14 protein-coding genes and 1 pseudogene are annotated in these 21,849 nt (G+C 67.7%); 2 read left to right on the top strand and 13 right to left on the bottom strand.

The features are described from left to right. Nucleotides 1-58: 58 nt before the first annotated feature. The 6 genes from pks2 to mutA all read right to left on the bottom strand — a co-directional run bounded on the left by pks2 (nt 59) and on the right by mutA (nt 14,154). Nucleotides 59-6,298 (bottom strand): sulfolipid-1 biosynthesis phthioceranic/hydroxyphthioceranic acid synthase, encoded by a 6,240-nt coding sequence (pks2, locus tag ACOI2T_RS18890; RefSeq protein ID WP_421877352.1) that lies wholly within the window; start codon nt 6,296-6,298, stop codon nt 59-61. Nucleotides 6,299-7,301: 1,003 nt separating this feature from the next. Beyond that, nucleotides 7,302-8,567, bottom strand: a complete 1,266-nt coding sequence (lipL, locus tag ACOI2T_RS18895) for an esterase/beta-lactamase LipL (RefSeq protein ID WP_409504807.1) — start codon at nt 8,565-8,567, stop codon at nt 7,302-7,304. Nucleotides 8,568-8,641: 74 nt separating this feature from the next. Continuing rightward, nucleotides 8,642-8,989, bottom strand: coding sequence for a DUF4333 domain-containing protein (locus tag ACOI2T_RS18900; protein WP_409504806.1), 348 nt, complete (start codon nt 8,987-8,989; stop codon nt 8,642-8,644). Between the two features lie 69 nt (nt 8,990-9,058). Further along, nucleotides 9,059-10,030 (bottom strand): methylmalonyl Co-A mutase-associated GTPase MeaB, encoded by a 972-nt coding sequence (gene meaB / locus ACOI2T_RS18905; RefSeq protein WP_409504805.1) that lies wholly within the window; start codon nt 10,028-10,030, stop codon nt 9,059-9,061. A 4-nt stretch (nt 10,031-10,034) separates the two neighbouring features. Continuing rightward, nucleotides 10,035-12,290: a methylmalonyl-CoA mutase gene (scpA, locus tag ACOI2T_RS18910; RefSeq protein ID WP_421874037.1), complete on the bottom strand. Its 2,256-nt coding sequence runs from the start codon at nt 12,288-12,290 to the stop codon at nt 10,035-10,037. 1 nt (nt 12,291) lies between these two features. Beyond that, the gene (mutA, locus tag ACOI2T_RS18915; RefSeq protein WP_409504804.1) at nt 12,292-14,154 is read right to left on the bottom strand and encodes a methylmalonyl-CoA mutase small subunit; all 1,863 of its coding nucleotides are present in this window, start codon (nt 14,152-14,154) and stop codon (nt 12,292-12,294) included. A gap of 138 nt (nt 14,155-14,292) precedes the next feature. Between mutA and ACOI2T_RS18920 the strand changes: the two genes are divergently transcribed. Beyond that, nucleotides 14,293-15,036, top strand: a complete 744-nt coding sequence (locus ACOI2T_RS18920; RefSeq protein WP_067845345.1) for a TVP38/TMEM64 family protein — start codon at nt 14,293-14,295, stop codon at nt 15,034-15,036. Nucleotide 15,037: 1 nt separating this feature from the next. Here ACOI2T_RS18920 and ACOI2T_RS18925 read toward each other — a convergent pair whose 3' ends face one another. From ACOI2T_RS18925 to ACOI2T_RS18935, 3 genes and pseudogenes are all read right to left on the bottom strand, one after another. After that, on the bottom strand, nt 15,038-15,388 hold the full coding sequence (locus tag ACOI2T_RS18925; RefSeq protein ID WP_409504803.1) for a DoxX family protein: 351 nt from the start codon (nt 15,386-15,388) through the stop codon (nt 15,038-15,040). Between the two features lie 37 nt (nt 15,389-15,425). After that, nucleotides 15,426-16,612 (bottom strand): annotated as a pseudogene (locus tag ACOI2T_RS18930) (SPFH domain-containing protein). 18 nt (nt 16,613-16,630) lie between these two features. Further along, entirely contained in the window at nt 16,631-17,065 is a 435-nt protein-coding gene (locus ACOI2T_RS18935; protein ID WP_409504801.1) for an NfeD family protein, read from the bottom strand. Nucleotides 17,066-17,122: 57 nt separating this feature from the next. Between ACOI2T_RS18935 and ACOI2T_RS18940 the strand changes: the two genes are divergently transcribed. After that, nucleotides 17,123-17,980 carry an Rv1486c family protein gene (locus tag ACOI2T_RS18940; protein WP_085145629.1) on the top strand — a complete coding sequence of 286 codons (858 nt, stop codon included), beginning with the start codon at nt 17,123-17,125 and terminating at the stop codon, nt 17,978-17,980. A gap of 9 nt (nt 17,981-17,989) precedes the next feature. Here the strand turns inward: ACOI2T_RS18940 and ACOI2T_RS18945 are convergent, their stop codons facing one another. From ACOI2T_RS18945 to ACOI2T_RS18960, 4 genes are all read right to left on the bottom strand, one after another. Then, entirely contained in the window at nt 17,990-19,009 is a 1,020-nt protein-coding gene (locus ACOI2T_RS18945; RefSeq protein ID WP_409504800.1) for a ferrochelatase, read from the bottom strand. A gap of 11 nt (nt 19,010-19,020) precedes the next feature. After that, nucleotides 19,021-19,830 carry an NADH-dependent enoyl-ACP reductase InhA gene (gene inhA, locus ACOI2T_RS18950; protein ID WP_085145631.1) on the bottom strand — a complete coding sequence of 270 codons (810 nt, stop codon included), beginning with the start codon at nt 19,828-19,830 and terminating at the stop codon, nt 19,021-19,023. 19 nt (nt 19,831-19,849) lie between these two features. After that, on the bottom strand, nt 19,850-20,644 hold the full coding sequence (gene fabG1 / locus ACOI2T_RS18955) for a 3-oxoacyl-ACP reductase FabG1 (protein WP_275082528.1): 795 nt from the start codon (nt 20,642-20,644) through the stop codon (nt 19,850-19,852). Between the two features lie 154 nt (nt 20,645-20,798). Continuing rightward, a complete protein-coding gene (locus ACOI2T_RS18960) occupies nt 20,799-21,806 on the bottom strand; it encodes a VWA domain-containing protein (protein WP_067845337.1) in 1,008 nt (335 codons plus the stop codon). Between the last annotated feature and the right edge of the window lie 43 nt (nt 21,807-21,849).

Raw genomic sequence — 21,849 nt, forward strand, 5'->3', positions numbered from 1 at the left:
TCTCTCCCGATGTCCGGCCCCCGCTCAATGTTCACCAATTCCCCACTGCCGAGGGCGATCACGAAGCCGCCGTGGCAGGTTCCTGGCCGGCGAGCCGCTCACACAGGTGATCGGCGAGGCCCCGGATGGTCGTGATGTCCATCGAGTTGATGCGCACACCGGTCTCCGCCTCGATCCGGGTGCGCAGTTCGAGGTTGCCCAACGAATCCAGTCCGTATTCCGGCAGCGGACGGTCCGGATCGACCGCACGGCGAAGCAGCAGGCTCACCTGCTCGGAGATGACCCGACGCAGGTGTGTCGGCCACTCCTCGGCAGGCAGGGTGTTCAGTTCGGCCCGCAACTTCGATCCCTGTGGCCCACTTTGCGCGGCCGACTTGAACATCTCGGCGAACGGGGTCCGTTCGGCGAACGCCACGAGCCACGGCGCGCCCATGATCGGTGCGTATCCGGTGTATGCACGCTCATATCGCAGCAGGGACTCGAAGGCGTAGGCGCCTTCGTCGGGTGCGATCGAGTTGTCCCCCGCCGCCATCGCGACACCCCGGCCGATCTCGGCCCAGGCGCCCCACGCGATCGTCGTGGCGGGCAGCCCCTGCGACCGCCGCCAGAAGGTGAACGCATCCAGCCAGCTGTTGGCCGCGGCGTACGCACCCTGCCCGGGCGAACCGACCAGCGGCGCGGCAGACGAGAACACGCAGAACCAGTCGAGCGGCAGCGACGCCGTAGCTTCGTGCAGGTTCCAGGCGCCGTACACCTTTGGCGCCCAGTCCCTTTGGATGATGTCGTCGGTGATGTTCGTCAACGTGGCGTCCTCGACGACAGCAGCAGCGTGCACGACACCGCGCAGCGGCAGCCCGGTGGCCGTCGCGGCCTCGACCAGCCGCTCGGCTGTTCCGTCCTCGGCGATGTCACCCGACTCGACCACGATGTCGCCACCCGCGGCACGGATCAACTCGATGATCTCGAGCGCCTGCGCGCTCGGCCGGCTGCGGGAGCTGAGCACGATCCGGCCGCAGCCCGCGGCGGCCATCTTCTCGGCGAGGAACAGGCCGAGACCGCCGAGACCACCGGTGAGGATGTAGGAGCCGTCCTCCCGGAACACCGGAACATCTTGGGGCGCAACGACGACCGTGCTCTGACCGGTACGGGGCACGTCCAGCAGGAGCTTGCCGGTGTGTTGCGCACCGCCCATCGCCCGGATCGCGGTGGCCGCATCGGCCAGCGGGTAGTGCGTGCTGCGCGGCATCGGCAGGTACCCGTCGGCGGTCAGCTGGAAGACCTTTTCCAACAGTGACCGCATGATCCCGGGATGCGTCACCGACATCAACGCCAGGTCCACCGCGTAAAAGGTCAGGTTGCGCCGGAACGGGAACAGCCCGACCCTGGTGTCGCCGTAGATGTCGCGCTTGCCGATCTCGACGAATCGCCCGTTGAACGCCAGCAATTCGATGCCGGCGCGTTGCAGCGGGCCCACGACCGAGTTGAGCACGATGTCGACGCCGTACCCGTCGGTGTCCCGGCGGATCTCCTCGGCGAACGACACCGAACGCGAATCGTAGACGTGCTCGATTCCCCAGTCGCGCAACAGCTGCCGCCGCTGGTCACTGCCTGCGGTGGCGTAGATCTCGGCGCCTGCGGCCTTGGCGATCGCGATCGCGGCCTGGCCAACGCCACCGGTGCCCGAGTGGATCAACACCTTGTCGCCTGCCGTGATCCGGGCCAGGTCGTGCAGGCTGTACCACGCGGTCGCCGCGGCCGTGGCCACCGCGGCCGCGTGCGCCTCGGACAGACCGTCGGGCAGGGTGACGGCCAGGTCGGCATCGCACGTGACGAACGTGCCCCAGCAACCGTTGCCGGACACGCCGCCGACGCGGTCGCCGACCTTGTGTCGCGTCACGCCCGGTCCGACTGCGGTCACCACGCCCGCGAAATCCGTTCCGAGCTCCGGCAGCCGGCCCTCGAAGCTCGGGCACTGCCCGAATGCGACGAGGACGTCGGCGAAGTTGATGCTGGACGTGCTGACCGCAACCTCGATCTGTCCGGGGCCCGGTGCTTCCCGATCGAAGGACACGAGTTCCAGGGATTCCAGGTCACCCGGATTCCGTACCTGCAGGCGCGTGCCCTCGCGGTCGTTGTCGATCACCTTGCCCAGCCGCTCGTCGGCCTGCAGCGGCGCCGGGCACAGCCGCGCCACATACGATTTGCCTCGGCGCCAAGCGGTTTCGTCTTCCGCGGAGTCACTGAGCACCTGCTTGGCCACCAACTCGACATCGGTTTCGGAATCGATGTCGACCTGGGTGACCCGACTGTGCGGATACTCCATCGCGATGACTCGCATGAGGCCGCGCAATGCCGCCTGCTCCATGTTGAGGACGTCGCCGTCCGTCACCTGCTGCGCATTGCGGGTCAGCACGACCATCCGAGGCAATTCACCGTGCGCGTCGACGAGCGCCTGAGCGATGTGCACCAGATCGTGCACGGACTGCTCGCCCCGCCGGCAGGTCTGCCAGTCGACCTCGGCCGATGCCGGGCCCGCGACGATCACGACACCGGTGAGCGCTTCGTCGCGCAGCGCGGCGATCTGGCTCGCGGTCGCCTGCTTGTCCGCGTCGGTCCAGGGCACCACGGTGCAATCGGCGCCTTTTGCCTTCAGCGCCGCGACGAGGTTGGCGCTCAAGGCATCCCGATCGGCACCCCGGTCGATCACCAACCAGACGCCCGGCTGGTCGTGCTCGGGTTCCGACACATCACGCTGCAGCCAGTCGATCGTCAGCAAACGTTCGTTGAGCACCTGGTCGGCGCGGCCGCTCTCCGACATGCCGGTGCCGAGCCGCAGACCCTCGACCTCGACGAGGACCGTGCCGTTCTCGTCCAGCACCTCGAGGTCCGCCTCGACGCCGGACGCGTCGGTGCCGGTGACGCGCACCAGACAGAACGCCGCGTGGCGGGTCGTGTTGTGCAACCGCAACCGGCGCACGCCGAGCGGCAGCAGCAGGCTGCCGTTGGCCACGGCCTGCACGCCGGCATCGGCCACCACGGCCTGGAAGCACGCGTCCAGCACGGCCGGGTGGGCGCCGTAGCCGCCCTGCTGCGAGCGCAGCGGGCCGGGAAGCGCGACCTCGGCGAGGACGGTGCCACCGTCGCCGGTATGGGCGGCCGCGAGCCCGGCGAACGCCGCACCGTGATGGACGCCTGCGGCTTGGAACGCCGAACGCAGATCCTCACCTTCGACCCGTTCGGGATGCGCGTCGCGAAGCGCATCGATGTCGCGGACCGGGGCGTCTTCGCCCGCCGCACCCGCATGCAGCGTCGCGGTGGCCCGCTGGGTCAGCTCACCGGAGCGGTAGGTCTGCACGGCGAAGTCGACAACGCCTTCGGAGATCACCGCGGCCGCTGCGGACACGGGTGTCTCCTCGTCGAGCAGCAGCATCTCCTCGAACGTGATGTCGTGGACTTCGCCGGCGTCACCGAGCACGGTATGCGCGGCGGCCAGGGCCATCTCGCAGTACGCGGCGCCGGGCAGGACCGCGACGTTGTGCACCTGGTGATCGGCCAGCCATGGCTGCGCGTCGATGCCGACCTCGCCCTGCCACACGTGGCGTTCGGGCTCTTCGGGCAGCACGACGTGCGAGCCGAGCAAGGGGTGAACCACGACGCTGGCGGCCCCTCGACCGCTCTCATGGCCGTCGCGGTCGAGCAGCAACTGGCGATGGGTCCAGGTCGGCAGCGGCGCGTCGGTCACCTGGCCATCGGGATACAGCACCGAGAAGTCGACCGCGGCGCCCGCGCAGTGCAGGTCCGCCAGCAGGCCGCGCAGCCCGAACGGAAGCTCCTGCTCGCGCCGCATCGCGGCCAGCACCGTGAGCGGAATGTCGAGACTGCGGGCCGTCTGGTCGACGGCGTGGTTGAGCAGAGGATGCGGCGACAGTTCGGCGAAGACTCGGTGACCGTCCTCGAGTGCGGCCTGGACCGCTGCCGCGAATCGCACCGTGTGGCGCAGGTTGTCGGCCCAATACCAGCTGTCGAGTTCGACCACGTCGCGCGGATCGTAGGACGTCGCCGAGTAATACGGCACCGTCGGCGCGCTCGGCGTGAGCTCTTCGAGTTGTTCACCCAATTCGTCGAGGATCGGATCGACCTGCGCCGAGTGCGATGCCACGTCGACCGCGATCTCGCGTGCCATGACACCGCGTTCGTCCCACGAGGCGACCAGGTTGCGGATGGACTCCGCGTCGCCACCCAGCACGGTCGACTGCGGAGAGGCGACCACCGCCAGGGAGACGTCCGAGATGCCGCGCGCCGCGAGTTCCGAAAGCACTTGCGCGGCAGGAAGTTCGACGGACGCCATGGCTCCGCCACCGGCGAGCCGCAGCATCAGCTTGGAGCGACGGCAGATGACGCGCACGCCGTCGGCGAGGGAGAGCGCACCGGACACCACGGCAGCCGCGACCTCGCCCATCGAGTGGCCGATGACCGCGCCCGGCACGACACCGTACGACTTCATGGTCATCGCGAGGGCGACCTGCACGGCGAAGATGGTGGGCTGGATGCGGTCGATTCGCGTGACCGTCTCGGCGGCCGACATCGCTTCGGTGACCGAGAACCCGGACTCGGCTTCGATCAACGGCTCCAGCTGCGCGACCGTCGCCGCGAACACCGGCTCTTTGGCGAGCAGCTCGCTGCCCATCGCGGCCCATTGCGAACCCTGGCCGGAGAAGACCCAGACCGGACCCCGGTCGCCCTGGCCGACCGCCGGTTCGCTGACGGTGTCGCCGTCTGCGACCTCGTTGAGTGCGGCCACCAGCTCATCCGCGTCGGTCGCGGTGAGCATCGCTCGGACCGTGCGGTGGCCCCGCCTGCGCGACAGGGTGTATCCCAAATCTGACAACGCGGGCCCTTCGGCCGTACCGACGCGCTTGGCCGTCACCCATTCGGCGAGCTGCCTTGCGGTCCGGCGCAGTTCCTCCTGCGAGCTCGCCGAGATCGGGAAGACCATCGGCACGGCCGGTGCCTGCGGCGCGGGAGCGGTGTCGGCCGCGGAACCCTCGGGCGCCTGCTCGACGATGGCGTGCACGTTCGTACCGGACAGACCGTAGGACGACACCGCTGCGCGACGCGGCTGACCGCCGTTGGTCGGCCACTTCGTCGCCTCCTGTGGCACGAACAGCTGTGTCTGCACTGCGGCCATCTCGTCGGGCAGCGCGGTGAAGTGCAGATTCTGCGGAATGACGCCGTGCTGTACGGCCAGCACGGCCTTCACCAAACCGAGCGTGCCCGCCGCGGATTGCAGGTGCCCGAAGTTCGTCTTGATCGAGGTCAGCGCACACGGACCGGCCGTTCCGTACACCGCGGCGACACTGGCGTATTCGAGCGGGTCGCCGACCGGGGTTCCGGTGCCGTGAGCCTCGACCATGCCGATCGTCGCCGCGTCGACACCCGCGACGTCGAGCGCCGCTCGGTAGACCGACTCCTGCGCATCGCGCGAGGGGGTTGCGATGTTGACCGTGTGGCCGTCCTGATTGCTCGCGACCCCGCGGATCACGGCGAGCACGCGGTCGCCGTCGCGCTGGGCGTCGGCCAGTCGTTTGAGCACCACGACCACCGAGCCTTCGGCGGAGACGAACCCGTCGGCGCCGACGTCGAAGGCACGGCAGCGCCCGCTCGGGGACAACATCCCCGCCGCTGAACCGGATGCCGCCTTACGCGGCTCAAGCAACACCGACACGCCGCCGGCCAAGGCGAGGTCACTTTCCCCGTCGAGGAGGCTGTGACAGGCCAGGTGCACGGCCGTGAGCCCCGATGAACACGCGGTGTCGACGCTCACCGCAGGCCCGTGCGCACCGAGCGCATAGGAGATCCGGCCTGACGCCAGCGAGAAACTCGTGCCGGTGAAGCCGTACGGCCCCTCGAGCGAGCCGGTGTCGGCCGCGAGGTAGGCGTAGTCATTGTGTGTCACGCCGGCGAACACGCCGGTTTTGGAACCGGCCAGCGACGCGGGATCGAACCCGGCCCGTTCGACGGCCTCCCATGCGGTCTCCAACAGCACCCGGTGCTGCGGGTCGATGGCGATGGCTTCGCGTTCACTGATGCCGAAGAAGTCGGCGTCGAACCCGCCGACGTCATCCAGGAACGCACCGCATTTGGAGACCGAGCGGCCGGCGACCCCCGGTTCGGGGTCGTAATACTCCTCGACGTCCCAGCGGTCGGACGGAACCTCGGTGACGAGGTCCTCACCCCGCAGCAGCGCCTCCCACAGCTGATCGGGAGACTCGATCCCACCCGGCAGCCGACAGGCCATACCGATCACGGCAATCGGGGTGACAGAAGTATCGGCCAAGTCGGCTCACCTCTTTCGATGTGATCGATGGGCAAAGCATCGATGGACAACATAAAACGCGGAAAAATGTTCGCTACGTCTGCATCGACGCACGCTACCGGATGCCCGTATCCAGTCAGGAGTTGTTGCCAACTCGCGTGCGTAGCGTAACGCTTCGGTCAGCCACGATGTTGGAAACATCTGATCGCAAAAGTGACGATCAGGCGCCCCCTACACGCTTATCTTCCGGACACCGTCGGATATGCCAGTTTGACCCCCCACCCGCACACGACGCGTTCTGTCTCGTCTCCCCCAAGGCGAAAATCGTTGTAGCCCAACACTGTAGCGTTGATCCACCAGCGCAGGAAGGCCCGCATACCATGCCTAGCGCCATGGCGAGCCGACGTCAATTCTGACAATACATGCTGTCATGACGTCCATTCTTAGCACGTCGCACCACCATTTCGCGCCCCCATTCCGGATATCCATAGCCTTCACATAGACAGTTAGCTGGCAAAGGCGGCGCAAACATCGGATCCCGTCGAGTAATCATCATTTACATCTTTTGTCCATTATTTCTTTACTTTTGTGAAAGGTAAACGAGCCGCAATTGCAGCTAATACGGCGTCAGTGAGAGTCGGAGGCTTGAACTGGTGCGATGCGTCACAAATCACCCTGAGCGCAATGGTTGACCCCATGCCCATGACGGTCACGACCGTGGGCGCTCCGGCCATCCCGAGCGGCATCCGGACCGCACGGAAACGGTGGTGCGCGTCACAATTTACGTCAACGGCAAATTGGATCACGTTAACGAAGGACAGTTCTCCCACATTCGACATGTCATTCCCAAAACTGGGAATGACTGTGACTCAGATCACTAGTTCGGGACACTAACTAGCCGGGACGCCGCCCATCAAGTGGCTGACGGCCATGGGGTTAGTTCGCTGGAGAGCGCGGGGCGGCCCATTGGACGCGCTGCCGGGCGTCAGCCGGCGGCGGGCCTGGGTACTTCGTACGGGGGCGCGCCGAGTTCGGGAACGGGAAGGTAACCCCGCTTGCGCGCGCGGGCCACATCGTTTCGGATCAAGGCGTTCAGGCCGACGAACGCGGCCATGTCCAGCACCATCGGCGTCAGCAGGCGGTTGTGGACGTACCCGATCGCCAGCCCGCTGGCCGGGTCTGCCCAGCCGACCGAGCCGCCGAGCCCGACGTGACCGAATCCCGGCATCACACTGAACGGCACAGAGTGGTACCCGAGATGAAAAGCCAAGGGCACCACAAGGTTTCGATCCGGGCGCAAGCTGGGCCGGCCGGTGAGCCCGGCGACGGTGCGCTGCGAGAGGTACTCGGCGCCATCGAACCGACCACGGTTGGCGATCGCCCCGTACATCTTGGCCAGCCCGCGCGCGGTCGCCACCCCGTTGGCCGCTGGAATCTCGGCGTCGAGGAACGGGGTGTCCCCCTGCACCAGCGACATCACGCCGGGAAAATACGTCGACCCGAAAAACCCGGAGAACTCCAACGCGGCGACCCTCGGCGCGATGAAATCGAAAACCTGGTTGGGCCAGGTGCGCTGCGGCGCGAGGATCTGAGCCGCCCGGGTCGGCGCGCCGACCGGTGGCCGGCCGAGGTGCAGACCGTCGGTGCGCAGCGGCTCGGCGAGCTCGGTCCGGAACAGCGCCCGCATGTCCTGACCTGTCACCGCACGAGCCAGCCCGGACATCAGCCACCCGTAGGTCAGGGCGTGATAGGCGGACTTTCCGTACAGCAGGCGATTGACGGGCGTGGCAGCGATGCGCGCTTCCATCGTCCGGTGGTCCAGCAGATCGGCCTTACTGACACCGTTGAGCTGCGACAGCCCGGCCCGGTGGCGCATGACCTCTCGCACCGTGATGTCGGCCTTGCCGTTCGCGGCGAATTCCGGCCAGTACGCACACACCGGGGTGTCGTATTCGATCAATCCGCGATCGACGAGCCGGTGTATCACCGTGGAGGCCATGCCCTTGGTCGCCGAGAAAACCATGGCCCCGGTGTCGGCTGTCCACCGCAGAGTTCCGGCGCGGTCGGAGTATCCCGTCCACACATCGAGGACCGGCTCACCATCGAGATAGATCGCCAACGCACCGCCACCGAACCGGCGGCCCGGGAACAACTGGGCGAATCCGCGGACGGTGCACGCGAAACTGCGGTCCGCCGCGCCCTCGACGCCCGCTGGGAGTGCCACGCCGCGCCCCCGATTGTGATCGGTCACACTATTGAATTTACCTGGACCCCCGGCAAATTCTCCATGCGTTACCTATCCGTTAAGCGCGCTAGGCCACGGCGTCATCCGATCGGCTTGTCGTCGACCTTGAAATCGACGTTGACGTTGGCATCCTCGCCCTCGCCTTCGACGCCCTTGACCGTCGCCGTGAGCCCGATCTTGGTGCCGTCTTTCGCCGTCAGCACGCAGCGTTGGGTCTCGCCGACAACGCCTGCGATGCCGTCCTCACATTCGACCGACTTGGCCTTCTTGCCTGCGGCGGCCTCCAGCTCGGCTTTCGCCAGGGACTGCAGTTTCGTTTTGGCGACCGTCGGTGGGCTGTCGACCTGCGCCGCACCGCCACAGCCGGTCAATGCCGCGGCGGCGATTGCCGCGGTGACGATGAGCAAGCGGGATCTCGACTTCGTCATTCGGGTTGGTCCAGCCTTTCGCTCGGCGCAGTCGCTGCGATCAGCGTAGGCGGTCGAGACCGGCGTTCGTCAGTTCGCCGCGTCCAGAATCTGCTGTGCGGCCAGCGCCGGGGTGAGTTCACCCTCGCGCACGCGGCGTTCCACCTCGGCCCGGATACTGCGGACCTCGGGGTGCGACATCAACCGGTCCAGAACGGTGTCGCGCACCATCGTCCACGTCCAGTCGACCTGCTGCGCACGGCGGCGAGCGTCGAATTCTCCGGCTTCGGTGAGCACCCGACGGTGTTTGAGCACCGTGTCCCACAGCTCTGGCAATCCGGTGCCCTCGACCGCACTCATGGTGAGAACCGGTGGTCGCCATAGTGTTTCGCGTGGATAGATGAGCCTGATCGCCGCGGTGAGTTCGCGCGCGGCGCCCTTGGCCTCGACGGCGTGCTCACCGTCGGCCTTGTTCACCACGATGATGTCGGCGAGTTCCAGCACGCCCTTCTTGATGCCCTGGAGTTGATCTCCGGTGCGGGCCAACGTGAGGAAGACGAAGGTGTCGACCATGTTCGACACCGTGACTTCCGACTGTCCGACGCCGACCGTCTCGACCAGGATGACGTCGTAGCCGGCCGCCTCGAGCAACACGATGGTCTCGCGGGTCGCCTTGGCGACCCCGCCGAGCGTGCCCGACGTGGGTGAGGGGCGGATATAGGCCTCGGGGTGCACCGCCAGCCGCGCCATGCGCGTCTTGTCCCCCAGAATCGACCCGCCCGTGCGGGTCGACGACGGATCGACGGCCAGGACGGCCACGCGATGCCCGGCCTCGATCAGATACATGCCGAGCGCTTCGATGGTCGTCGACTTACCGACGCCGGGCACCCCGGTGATTCCGACGTGCAGTGCCTTGCCCGCATCGGCCGTCAACTGCAGCAAAAGCTGTTGGGCTTGGTCACGATGGTCGGCCCGAGTGGATTCGACGAGCGTGATGGCCCGCGCCAGGGCGGCGCGGTCACCCGCACGGATGGCGTCGGCGAGTTCGGGGACGGTAGGCATACCCCTAGCTCAACTGGTAGCCGAGCCGCTCGGCCAACTTGCGCAGCAGGCCGATCGCCGCATCGGCGATCACGGTGCCGGGCGGGAAGATCGCGGTCGCGCCTGCCTCGTACAGCTCGTCGAAGTCACCGGGCGGGATCACGCCGCCGACGACGATCATGATGTCGGGCCGGCCCACCTCGGCGAGCGCGTCACGCAGCGCCGGTACCAGCGTGAGGTGTCCGGCGGCGAGTGACGAGACGCCCACCACGTGCACGTCGTTGTCGGCCGCCTGACGCGCCACCTCGTCCGGGGTGGAGAACAGCGAGCCGACGTCGACGTCGAAGCCGATGTCGGCGAACGCCGTCGCGATCACCTTCTGACCGCGGTCATGCCCGTCCTGGCCCATCTTGGCCACCAGGATGCGCGGCCGACGCCCATCGGCCTCGGCGAACTTCTCGACGAGCTCGGTAGCGCTTGCGATGTTGCTGCCCTTCCCAACTTCGTCACGGTAGACCCCCGAGATCGTACGGATCTCCGCCTGGTGGCGTCCGTACACCTTCTCCAGCGCGTCCGAGATCTCCCCGACCGTCGCCTTGGCCCGTGCCGCGTCGATGGCGAGCGCCAACAGGTTGTTACCCAATCCGTCCTCGCCGGCAATACCGGTGGCCGCGGCGGCCCGACTCAGCTCGGCGAGCGCGGCCTGCGTCGCCGCTTCGTCCCGATCGGCGCGCAGCTGCTGCAATTTGGCGAGCTGTTCGGCGCGCACCCGGCTGTTCTCGACCTTGAGGACCTCAATCTCCTGATCCTCGTCAACCTGATACTTGTTCACGCCGATCACCGGCTGGGCGCCGGAGTCGATACGGGCCTGGGTGCGGGCGGCGGCCTCCTCGATACGCAGCTTCGGGATGCCGTCGCTGATCGCCTGAGCCATGCCGCCATGCTCGGCGACCTCCTTGATGTGGGCGCGGGCCCGCTCGGCGAGCTGGTGCGTCAACCACTCGACGTAGTACGAGCCGCCCCACGGATCGATCGGTCGGGTCGTGCCCGACTCCTGCTGCAGCAGCAGCTGGGTGTTGCGGGCGATGCGGGCCGAGAAATCGGTCGGCAACGCGAGCGCCTCGTCGAGGGCGTTGGTGTGCAGCGACTGGGTGTGGCCTTGGGTGGCGGCCATCGCCTCGATGCACGTACGGGCGACGTTGTTGAACACGTCCTGGGCCGTCAACGACCACCCCGAGGTCTGCGAGTGCGTGCGCAACGACAGCGATTTGTCGCTCTTCGGGTCGAACTGGGCCACCAGCTCGCTCCACAGCAGCCGGCCCGCGCGCAGCTTGGCCACCTCCATGAAGAAGTTCATGCCGATGCCCCAGAAGAACGACAGCCGCGGTGCGAACTTGTCGATGTCGAGGCCGGCGTCCAGCCCCGCCTTGATGTACTCGACACCGTCGGCCAGCGTGTAGGCGAGCTCCAGATCCGCTGTGGCCCCGGCCTCTTGGATGTGATAGCCGGAAATCGAGATCGAGTTGAACTTCGGCATCCTGGCGCTGGTGTAGCCGAAGATGTCGGAGATGATCCGCATCGACGCCTGGGGCGGGTAGATGTAGGTGTTGCGGACCATGAACTCTTTGAGGATGTCGTTCTGGATGGTCCCGGCGAGCTTCTCGGGTGGCACGCCCTGCTCTTCGGCAGCCACGACGTACAGCGCCAGAATCGGCAGCACCGCACCGTTCATGGTCATCGACACCGACACCGTCGACAGGTCGATGCCGTCGAAGAGCTGACGCATGTCGAGGATGGAATCGATTGCCACGCCTGCCATTCCGACGTCACCCTGCACCCGGGGATGGTCGGAGTCATAACCCCGGTGGGTGGCGAGGTCGAAGGCGACCGACAGGCCCTTCTGTCCCGCGGCGAGGTTGCGACGGTAGAACGCGTTGGACTCCGCCGCGGTGGAGAAACCGGCGTACTGCCGGATGGTCCACGGCTGGTTGACATACATCGTCGGATAGGGCCCGCGGACGAACGGCGGTGCACCCGGGAAGCTGTCGAGCGGGTAGCCCGCCGCGACGACGGCGTCCCGGTCCGCCGCGACATACACCGGCTTGACGTCGATGCCTTCCGGCGTGGCCCACGTCAACTGCTCGGCGGCGTACCCGTGCGCGGCGGCCGCGGCGGCCACCTGCGCGTCGACCGCGTCCGGCGTCGCGGGGGCAGCCGCGCCGTCTCCGTCGAGGGGTACGTCGGCGAAGCTGCGGATCTCAGATCCCGTGGTTGCGGTCATGTCAGGCCCCCAGTCCGGTGAGCAGGTTCGACAACGCTTCGACCGCATCGATTTTGGCGGTCAGGTATCCGTCGGGTTTGGCATCGGATTCGGCGACCGCCTTCTCCGGGCCCGCGAGCAGAACCTCGCGGACGCCTGCGGCGCGCGCCGCCGCGACCACCGCCGAGGCATCGGTGCCGTAGCGGGTATCGGTTCCGCAGAGCACGGCGACCGACGGCGCACCCGCGTCCGCGACCGCGGCCGCGATTCCGGCCGCGTCGACGGTGCCGGGGTTGACCGCTTCGATACCGCCAGAGGCCAACAGGTTCGACGCGAACGTGGTGCGAATGTTGTGTTCGGCCAGCGGGCCGAGCGGCAGCAACAGCACCTGTGGCCGCGCCCCGGTCTTGGCCAGGAATGCGTCGGAGCGGTCTCGCAGCGCCTCGAAGCCCGCCGCGTACCGGGCGATCGAAGAAGCTGAATCACTTTGAGCCAGCGGCTTTTCCGCGAGATTCGGGAACTCGTTGACACCGGTGATCGCGGTACGGCGGTGCGCGATGTCAGCGCTGCGCCGTGCGGCGATCTCGGCGATCTGGGCCGCTATGTGGTCGCGCGCCGCCACGAATCCGCCGCGCGCCTCGATGTCCTGGAAATGCGTCCACGCCTGCCGGGCCAGTTGCGCGGTGAGATCCTCGACGAACCACGAGCCACCCGCCGGGTCGAGCACCTGGCCGATGTGTGACTCCTCCAGCAGCAGCAACTGGGTGTTGCGGGCGATGCGCCGGGCGAAACTCGTCGACGTCCCGTCCAGGCCACCCGGAATCGCCGCGTCGAACGGATGCACCTGCACGGTGTCGGCTCCCCCGACCCCCGCCGAGAAGGCCGCCAGTGTGGTGCGCAGCATGTTCACCCAGGGGTCACGCTGGGTCATCATCGGCAGCGAGGTCACCGCATGGACCCGGGCGGCCCCGGCATCGGCGGCACCCAGCACCTCGGCGACCCGCGCCCACAGCTGTCGCGCGACTCGCAGCTTGGCGATCGTCATGAACTGGTCGTCGTCGGCGGCATAGCGGAAACTGATCTGCCGCAACGCATCCGGAGTGGTCAACCCGCCGTCGGTCAGGAGTCGCAGGTATTCCACCGCGGCGGCGACCGAGCCCGCGAGTTCCCAGGCGGCGCTGGCGCCGAGGTTGTGGAACGCGGGGCCGTCGACTGTCACGGCACGCACCCCACCCGAGTAGGCGGTGAGTTTCGCGGCGGTGCCCAGCACGTCGGCGTCGTCGGTCGCGGGCCGGCCGGACAGTGGAGCCGTCAGCGGGTCGGCACCCAGGTCGATCGACAATCTCGAGCGCTGGTCGTCGTCCAGACCGGCCACGAGCGACAGCACCGCGTCGGCGGTCGCGGCCAGGTCTTCATCGGTGGCCTCGAAGATCACCGGCACGAGGTCGAGGAACACACCGTCGAGGAGGCGGTCGAGTTCGGCGGGCGCGATGCCGTCGTCCCCGCCGATCCGCAGGGCGAGCGCGCTCGCCCCCTCGGTGAGTGCCACGAGCACCGCGCCGTTGACGGTGTCCACGCCGGTGCCGGGGACGGCCGGGAATCCCTCGACGACCTTCCAACCCGACTTCACATCACGCAGTGCGTCACCGCCGCGGATGAACGGCCATTGGCCGGGCAGCGCGGGCTCGGCATGCTCGTCGAGGCCCGTGTACAGCGGCCGGATCGCGAAGCCCTCGTAGGTCGGGGAATCGAGCAGCCGTTCGGGCTCCGGCCCCAAGTCCGCCGGCTCGCGCCGACTGCTCTTGGCGAGCACACCGGCGACCGCCGTGCGCCACTGGTCGCGATCCGCTTCGATCGCGCTTGACCCCTGTAAAGACACCCGCATCTCCTGTTGTCGCAGCGTGTGACCTACCCACTTGCCCCTCAGGCTAAATGATCGCCGTCACCGCTCTGACCGCCGGTCAGCGGACTCACGGCGCTGCGCGATGGGGGCGCCTGCCCGCGACCCGTAGTCTTGGTAGGCGTGAAAGCCGTAGTCAGCACCCTGCGTACCGTGCGCGCTGCGGTAATCACGACGGCTTCGCAGCTCTCGACGCGGCGCATCTTGGCGCTTCTTGCGGGCATTGTGATTCTCGTCGCAGTCGCGCTGCTCGTGCCGCTGCCGACCGCCATGCAGCTGCGGGACTGGGCCACGTCGGTCGGTCCGTGGTTCCCGCTCGCGTTCCTCGGCGCGCACATTGTGGTGACCGTGTTCCCGTTTCCCCGCACGGCTTTCACACTGGCAGCGGGGCTGCTGTTCGGGCCGGCCACCGGCGTCGCGCTCGCGGTGGTCGCGAGCACGGTCAGCGCGGTATTGGCGCTGCTGTTGATCCGGGCCGCGGGGCTGCAGCTCAATCGGCTCGTATCGCATCCGCGGGTGGAGTCACTCGATGCGCGGCTGCGCCAGCGTGGCTGGCCGGTGGTCCTGTCGACGCGGATGATCCCGGCAGTGCCGTTCTCGGTGCTGAACTACGCGGCGGGCGCGTCGGCGGTGCGCGTGGTGCCGTACACCCTCGCCACGGTGGTGGGTCTGCTGCCCGGCACGGCCGCCGTCGTCATCCTGGGTGACGCGTTGACCGGCAATGTCAGCCCGATGCTGTTCGTGGTGTCGCTGTGCACCGCGGCGCTCGGGGTGGCCGGTTTGGTCTTCGAGGTCCGCAGTCACCGGCGCGAGCAGCGCAAGAACCGGGCGGCCGACGCTCCGGCCGAAGAGGCCTTCTCCAGCTGATTCAGGTGGCCCGGCCGGTGCCCTTGGCGGTCAGCACCGCATAGGTCGCGACGAAGCCGGCTGCCGGTATCGCGTTCACGGGTTTGTCATGGGCCCGGATGTGGGCTCCCACGGCGAGTACGAAGTACACGGTCAGCAGCGCCGTGGTCAGCCGGCCGAGCGCCGGGTAGCGCCCGGCGGCCAACAGACCCACCGCCGATGCCGACTTGATCACGGGAAAAATCCACCGGATCCGCGGCGGCACACCGAGATCGTCGAAGGCCTTGACGATGGGCGGCGCCTTGAACGCGCACGCGGCGGCGTCACCCGCCTGGATCGCGGCCAGCGCAGCATATGTCTTGGGGACAGCCATGGTTTCACGCTAACCAGGCGGCGCCGCGCGTCAACTCCTACTCCGCCCGGTGTGCACCGCCGGGCAATTCCTGCGAAGGCGGAACCCCCAGCGACGGATTCACCGGTGCCGAACCGAGCGGCGGAGTGGGCTTGCGCGCTTCGGCCTCCGCCTTGGCGACCGCCTGTGCGATCTCCGGATCGGTGTCCGTGGAGAACCAGTCGGCGACCTCGTCGCTGTCGTCCTCCGGCTTGGGCAGATCCTCGTCCACCGGCGACGGCGTGTAGCGGAACACGCCGTCCTCGCCGGGCGCGCCCAGCAGCTTGGTGAACCCCTGCAGCGCAGCTCCGAAATCGCTTGGCACCAGCCACACTTTGTTGGCCTCGCCCTTGGCCATCTGCGGAAGCGTCTGAAGGTACTGGTAGGCCAGCATCTCCGGGGTGGGCCGGCCTTGATGGCCGCGAACGTCTTCTCGATGGCCTTGGCCTGGCCCTGCGCCTGCAGATATTGGGCAGCGCGCTCGCCCTGCGCCCGCAACATGCGCGACTGGCGGTCGGCCTCGGCGGCGAGAATCGCGGCCTGCTTGGCACCTTCCGCGGCGAGGATCTGCGACTGCTTCTGGCCCTCGGCCTGCTTGATCGACGACTCGCGCACACCTTCCGCGGTCAGGATCATCGCGCGCTTCTCGCGGTCGGCCTTCATCTGCTTCTCCATCGATTCCTGGATCGACGGCGGCGGATCGATGGCCCGCAGTTCGACGCGAGCAACCCGCAGACCCCATCGCCCGGTCGCCTCGTCGAGCACACCGCGCAGCTGGCCGTTGATCTGGTCGCGCGACGTCAGGGTCTGCTCGAGCGTCATACCGCCGACCACGTTGCGCAGTGTGGTGGTGGTGAGCTGCTCGACGCCCACGATGTAGTTGCTGATCTGGTATACGGCCGCTTGCGGATTGGTCACCTGGAAGTAGACGACCGTGTCGATGTTGACGGTCAGGTTGTCCTCGGTGATCACCGGTTGCGGCGGGAACGACACCACGCGCTCACGCAGGTCCACCCGGGCCCTGATCTTGTCGATGAACGGCACGAGCAGCGTCAACTGGCCCGACACGGTTTTGCTGTACCGTCCCAGTCGCTCGATCACCGCCGCCTCGGCCTGGGGAATGAGTGCGACCGACTTGGCCACGATGATGATCGCGAACACCACGAGCACGATCAGCAGGACCAGGCCCGCTACTGCACCTTCCATGGGGATTCCCTCCTGAGGTCAAAGCGTCTTGAAGACAACCGCGGTCGCGCCGTCGATCCGGACCACCGTCACGTGGTCACCCGGTTCGTACACATCGTGGTCGTTGAGCGGCCGGGCGGTCCAGATCTCACCGTCGAGCTTGACCTGGCCCTCGTGCTGCGCAACCCGATCGAGCACCAGAGCGGATTTGCCCTCAAGTGCTTTCACCGGCTCCGGCAGCCCCTTGCCCGCCTCGAACCGCCGCCGCAGCGCGGGACGGACCAGCACCAGCAGCAACACCGAAACCACCAGGAACACCAGGCCGTCCGCCCAGATCGGCCAATCCAGAAGCCAGCTCGAACCGGTTGCCGCCAATGCGCCGCCCGCCAGCATCAGCAGGAACATGTCGCCGGTCAGCGCTTCAGCCCCGGCGAGCACCAGCGCCAGGATGAGCCAGATCAGCGGAACGGGCATGCGCCCACCCTAGCGAATCCGGCCTGATCGGCGGCCGACAATTACACTGCGAGCATCATGTGGTGTCCAAGTGCAACGCTGTCGATGTGGGTCAACGCCTGGCTCGCGGGTGCCGCCGCGCCTGACGATGTTCTGGATGCGTTATCGCAATGGGCGCCAACGCATTCTGTGACCGCCTACGATTCCGGTGCGGCCGCCCGCACGGGTTTGCCGTGGCCCGAACTGGAGGACTCCGGTTCGGTGTCGCTGCTGCAGACGCTGCGCACCGCCGTGGGCGGCGGCACGTCGATGCCCGCGATCACGGTTGCCCAGCCGGTTCCCGGCGACGTGCGCGGCCTGCCCGCGGGTACGCAGTTCCAGCGGGACGCACTCGCGGTCGGGGAAGCCGTGATGGTGACCCACGACGAACTCGACGGGGTCGGGCTCGTACCGGAATTCGAGTATTTCGAACTCGACGACGTGGAGATGGCGTCGGCGTTCGAACCCGAACCGCGGGCGCTGTCCTGGACGGTGTACTCCGTTCCGACGATGCCCGTCGCGGAGTACTTCGACCTCGGCGAGGCCGAGTACGAGTTGCGCGCGGCCGTCCGCTCGGCCGCCGAAACCCTCGGCGCACTACGCGCGGGCGTCGGAATCGACGTCGAGGATCCGCGCGGGATGGTCGAGCAGATCCTGGAGGCCAACCGCCTGCACCGCATCCCGGACCACGCACCCACGCGGGCGGTCCGCGTGCTGGAGACCGCGGCGCACGTCGACGCGATCATCGCGGTGAGCTCGGGGCTGATGCCGATCGGGCTGCAGAGCTCGTCGGAGGTGCAGATCGCGGGCGACGCGTTGCGGCCGCTGGCACTTGTGGTGCGCTCGGCACGGCTGGCCGCCCTCAACGCGATACTGCGGTCGGCCTGGCGCGACTAGGGCGCCGAGCTAGGCCGGACCGCCGCAGCACTGCGGCGCACAAGGCGCCCCGTTCACACTGAATCCGTAGCCCGGCACCGGATTTGGGTCAAATACCCGCTGCGGCTCGGCACCGCTGCGGAGTTCGTCGATGAGTCCGGCCGCCAACCGGGCGAACCGCGGATCGGCGTTCGGAGCGGCGGCCCGCACGAATGCGATATCCGCCGCTTCGGCCTGCAACCGCAGTTCGTAGTCGAGGTCCCACACCACCTCGATATGGTCGGCGACGAAGCCGATCGGGCACACGATGACCGCCCGAGTCCCCCGCTCGCCCAACGCGCTCAGGTGGTCGGCGACGTCGGGCTCCAGCCAGGGGATGCTCGGCGGGCCCGATCGGGACTGCCACACCTGGTCGTACTTCTCGAAGCCCGCCGCGGCCGCCACCAACCGGGTGGCATAGCCCACCTGCCGGCTGTACAGCCGCGGGCCGTGCCGCTCGTCGGCGGCGATCGGGATCGAGTGCGCGGTGAACACCAACCGGGCCTCGTCGCGCAGATCGTCCGGCAGTGACCGCGCGGCGGCGCCGATCGCGTCGGCGAACATCTCCACCAGGAGCGGGTGGTCGAAGTACTGCCTCAGCTTGACCAGTTCGGGGGCGCCGTCGCCGACCGCTGCGCGGGCCCTTGCGATGTCCTCGACGTACTGCTTGCAGCTCGAGTATCCGCCCCAGGCCGATGTGGTGAAAACGGCCGCCCGCCGGATTCCGTTGTCCCGCATGGCCGCAACGGTGTCCTCGACATACGGGTCCCAGTTGCGGTTGCCGAAGTAGACGGGCAGGTCGGGAACCTGCAGACGCAGTTGCTCGATCAGCGCGCGGTTGATGCCGTTGATCGGGGAAACCCCGCCGAAGTGCAGATAGTGTTCGGCCACCTCGGCGAGTCGTTCCGTCGGGATGCCCCGGCCGCGCGTGACGTTCTCGAGGAACGGCATCACCTGCTCGGGGCCCTCCGGACCGCCGAAGGACAACAGCAGAACGGCATCGAGTTCCATGTCGTCGCTGACTAGAGCAGCTGCGTGCTGGCGCCGCCGTCGGCGTAGATGACCGTGCCGGTCGTGGCGGGCAGCCAGTCGGACAGCAGGGCGCACACGGTCTTGGCGACCGGAGTCGGGTCCTTCATGTTCCATCCGAGCGGGGCACGCTGATCCCAGCCCTCCTCGAGCAACTGCATCTGCGCCCCGGCCTCGTCACCGAGCGCACCGCCCACGATCGCGCTCATCGCCAGCGTCCGGATCGGCCCGGCCGCAACGAGATTCGACCTAACGCCGACCTTGCCCGCCTCACGTGCGACGAACCGGTTGACCGATTCGAGTGCGCTCTTGGCCACCGTCATCCAGTTGTAGGCAGGCATCGCGCGCGTCGGGTCGAAGTCCATGCCGACGATGCCGCCGCCCGGGTTCATGATCGGCAGCACGGCCTTGGCCAGCGAGGCGTACGAGTACGCCGAGATGTGGATGCCCTTGGCGACGTCCTCATAGGGCGCGTCGAAGAACGGGTTGACGCCCATGCCGGTCTGCGGCATGAAGCCGATCGAGTGCACGACGCCGTCGATCTTGTTGCCCTCGCCGATCACCTCGGTGATGCGGTCGGCCAGCGTCGCCAGGTGCTCCTCGTTCTGCACGTCGAGCTCCAGCAGCGGGGCCTTCTCGGGCAGCCGGTCGGCGATGCGCTGGATGAGCTTCATCCGGTCGAAGCCGGTCAGCACCAGTTCGGCGCCGGCCTCCTGCGCGACCTTGGCGATGTGGAACGCGATCGAGGAATCGGTGATGATCCCCGTGACAAGGATGCGCTTGCCTTCTAGAAAGCCTGCCATGTGAAAGTCCTTTTCTCTCTTAGTGGCCCATGCCCATGCCGCCGTCGACCGGGATGACCGCGCCGGCGATGTAGCTCGCGTCCTCCGACGCCAGGAAGCTGACCGCGCCCGCGACCTCCTCGGCGGTGCCCACCCGCTTGGCCGGGATGAACTCGAGCGCGCCCGCCTGGATCCGCTCGTCGAGCGCGCGGGTCATCTCGGTGTCGATGTAACCCGGTGCCACGACGTTGGCGGTGACCCCCGCCTTGGACAGTTCGCGCGAGATCGAGCGGGCCATGCCGATCAGGCCTGCCTTCGCCGCCGCATAGTTGGCCTGGTTGCCGATGCCCCACATGCCCGACACCGAACCGATGAAGATGATCCGGCCGAAGCGCTTGCGCTGCATGCTGCGCGATGCGCGCTGGGCCACCCGGAACGCTCCGGTGAGGTTGGCGTCGATGACGTCGGTGAACCGGTCCTCGGTCATCCGCATGAGGAATGCGTCCTTGGAGATGCCTGCGTTGGACACCAAAACCTCGACCGGACCCTGGTGCTCTTCGACCTCTTTGAACGCGCGGTCGACGGCCTCGTTGTCGGTGACGTCACACACGACGCCGAACAACCCCTCGGGCGCCCCGGAACCGCGGTGCGTCACGGCCACCTTGTGGCCGTCGGCGGCCAGCCGCTGCGCGATCGCCAGGCCGATACCCCGGTTTCCACCGGTGACCAGCACGGATCGGGATACGAAAGCGGGACGGCCCGCGGCGGATTCACCCGCAGTCTCGGCTGGATTGTCGGTCACGGTAATTTCTCTGCTCCTCGCGTCCGCAGTCATCACCGTCAACTTAACGTGCGGCCTGCGGTTCCCCGAAATCGACACCGGAGCGCGCTCGGCGTAGCTCGACCGTGCGGTTACGGCATCGAGTGTGCCGTAGCGGCGGGATCTACGCCGGAGACTCACCGCCTGCGCACATTCGGTCGGCCGCCACCTATCCGGGCAACCGGCGGTTGATCAGCAACGCCGCGACGCCGGCCAACGCGAGCACCAGCGCACCCAGGCGCAGCCAGCCCACACTCGCGTCGCCCTTGATGGTTTCGTAGCCGATCTGCTGCTGCAACGACGTGAACACGGCCTTGAGCTGTTCGAGGCTCGACGCGGTGAACGCGTCACCACCCGACAGCTGCGCGATCTTCTTGAGCATGTCGTCGTCGACCGGCACCGGCTGGCGCTGATCGTTGATCTCGACGTAGCCGTACGGGGTGCCGAACGACACGGTCGAGATCGGCACACCCTGGTCATGGGCGGTCCGGGCGGCGGTGAACGCGCCCTTCGGGTTGTCCGGGTTGGACGGCACCGTCTCCTTGCCGTCCGACATGAGCACGATCCGGGCCGGCGGCGGTTCGTCGCCGCCACCGATCACCGCACCGACGGTCGCGATCGCCTGCAACGCGGTGAAGATGCCCTCACCGGTGGCCGTGCGGTCGGCCAGCTGCAGCTTGTCGAGCCCGTTCTTGGTGGCCTCGCGGTTCGTCGTCGGCTGCACGAGCACGGTCGCGGTGCCGGCGTAGGCGATGAGCCCGAGGTTGATGCCCGGGGTCAGCTGATCGGCGAACTGCTTGGCGGCCTCCTGCGCGGCGACCAGGCGGCTGGGTGAGACGTCGGTCGCGCGCATCGACTGCGACACGTCGATCACCAGCATCACCACGGCACGGTTGCGCGGGATCCGGACGTCGTTGGTGGGACCGGCCATCGCGATCGTGAACAGGACGAGCGACGACACCAGCAGGATCGCGGGCACATGGCGCCAGCGGGTCGGCTGCTTGGGCGCCACGCTCTCCAACAGCTCCATGTTGGCGAACCGCAGGATGCGCTGCTTGCGCGCACGCTGCACGGCGATGTAGAGCGCGACGAGGCCCGCGACCACGATGAGGAACAGGAACCACCATGCGTGCGCGAAGCCCGACAGGCTCATCGGACCGAGTAACGGTAAAGTCATGTGCTACTTGCCATTTCAGTTTCGTGTCCTCGACACCGGACGG

Origin of the sequence: Mycolicibacterium wolinskyi str. Jessa 2025 (genome assembly GCF_049241375.1) — a bacterium.
Classification (GTDB): Bacteria; Actinomycetota; Actinomycetes; order Mycobacteriales; family Mycobacteriaceae; genus Mycobacterium; species Mycobacterium wolinskyi.